The organism is Inquilinus sp. (assembly GCF_057815775.1).
In genome coordinates, this window is sequence record NZ_JBYRFX010000085.1 from 1 (window position 1) to 1,613 (window position 1,613).

Here is a 1,613-nt window from a genome sequence, read left to right on the forward strand (position 1 = left end):
ACCGCCGCATACGGCGCCGACCGGGCACTCGCGCGATAGCCGGAGATCGACGAAATGTTGACGATGGCGCCGCCGCCCGACTTCTCGATGTGCGGGATCGCGGCGTGCGAGGCACGCACCGTCGCCATCAGGTCGATACTGAGACCGGCGCCCCAGCCCGCCTCATCATCGGCCATGCCGAAGCCCGACGCGTTGTTGACCAGGATGTCGATGCCGCCGAGCGCGCCGGCGGCCGCCGTCACGAAGCGCTCGGCGGCCGTGGCCTCGCCGAGGTCGCAGGCCATGGCGAAGACCGTTCCGCCCTGCCGCTTCAGCTCGGCCTCGACCGCCGCGAGGCCCGGCGCGCCCCGGGCGCAGACCGCGACATCGGCGCCCTCCGCCGCGAAGGCCAGGGCGATCGACCGGCCGATGCCGCGGCTGCCGCCCGCCACCACGACCCTCCGGCCCTTGAACGAGATCTGCATGGCATGGCTCCGCCTTGGATTCGGGTGCCTCAGCCTACGCTCCGACGCCGGCCGGGGCACGGGGTCTGGCGTCGATGGTTCGTCGGCTTTGCCGCCTCGTCCTGACGATCGGGGGTGGCGCGGCAGGTCCCGCCGGGATGGAAACACTTTGTTCATTGCGATAACGGATCTTTTTGTTCATGATATGTTCCATGAACCTGCCCCCGCCCGATCGCATCCACGAAGACATCACCACGCCGGTCGACCCCGACACGGCGTGGACGGTGTGGGCGCTGAGCACGCTGCGGGAGGTCGTCGCGGTCGACCTGCGCACCGCCCATCGGATCGAGCGGCAGCAAGAGGCGACGCCGATCGAGCCGGCCTCGCCCGATTTCGCGCTGATGCAGTCGCGCATCGCCCGGTCGATCCGGCTGTGCATCGCCATGACCGAGCGCATCCGCGAGGCGCACAAGAACCGCAGGGCCGAGACCCCCGAGGAGAAGCAGGCACGCCTGCAGCGGCGGCGGGCGCAGATCGTCCGCGCCGTGGTCGAGACCACGCAGCCCGATCCCACGCTGGCCGGTCCCATGGACGCCGATCCGATGGGCGCCGATCGCACACCCGTCGATCCCATGGCGGCCGAGGCCGAGTCCAGGGAGACCGACGACAGCACCGGCGAGAACCAGGCCAACGCCCTGGCCGCCACGGTGTGGGAGACGCTGACCGAAGACGAGGCGCTGGACGCCGACGTCGAAACCCAGCCGGTCGACGAGATGGTGCTGCGGATCTGCCGCAAGCTCGGCCGCATTCCCGACTGGGTCCCCCTGTCCCCCGCCTGGGCGGAGGCCGCCAGGGCGGCCCAGGCCGAGCGGGAGGCCGGCGCCGCGCCCGGCGCGGCAGACGACTTCCCCGGCGGGGTGCCGCAGGAGGCTCCGACGCCATTCGTGCCGGAGTTCGATGCGGCGGTCGCCGAGACGGGCGGGCCGCCTGACAGGGCCTACGGGCCGGCGGTGCCGGAGGCCGAGGACCAGCCCGCCGGCTGGCCCGGTGGGGCCGGCGCCGGGAGTCCGGCTGAGCCGGGCCGGCCATGCTCCCCATGCCTCACCCACCGGATCACGCGCCGCGGCTCCGGGTAAGGGTGTTTGTCGGGGCCGGTGCCCGCCCTCACGC

General features: G+C 72.7%; 2 protein-coding genes. One reads left to right on the forward strand and one right to left on the reverse strand.

From position 1 onward, the window contains the following. Window positions 1-464: SDR family NAD(P)-dependent oxidoreductase (locus AC3XYG_RS03160; protein WP_489138360.1), on the reverse strand; the 464-nt coding region annotated here is incomplete at its 3' end. Between the two features lie 191 nt (window positions 465-655). Between AC3XYG_RS03160 and AC3XYG_RS03165 the strand changes: the two genes are divergently transcribed. Continuing rightward, window positions 656-1,579, forward strand: coding sequence for a hypothetical protein (locus AC3XYG_RS03165; protein ID WP_489138361.1), 924 nt, complete (start codon window positions 656-658; stop codon window positions 1,577-1,579). Window positions 1,580-1,613 lie beyond the last annotated feature (34 nt).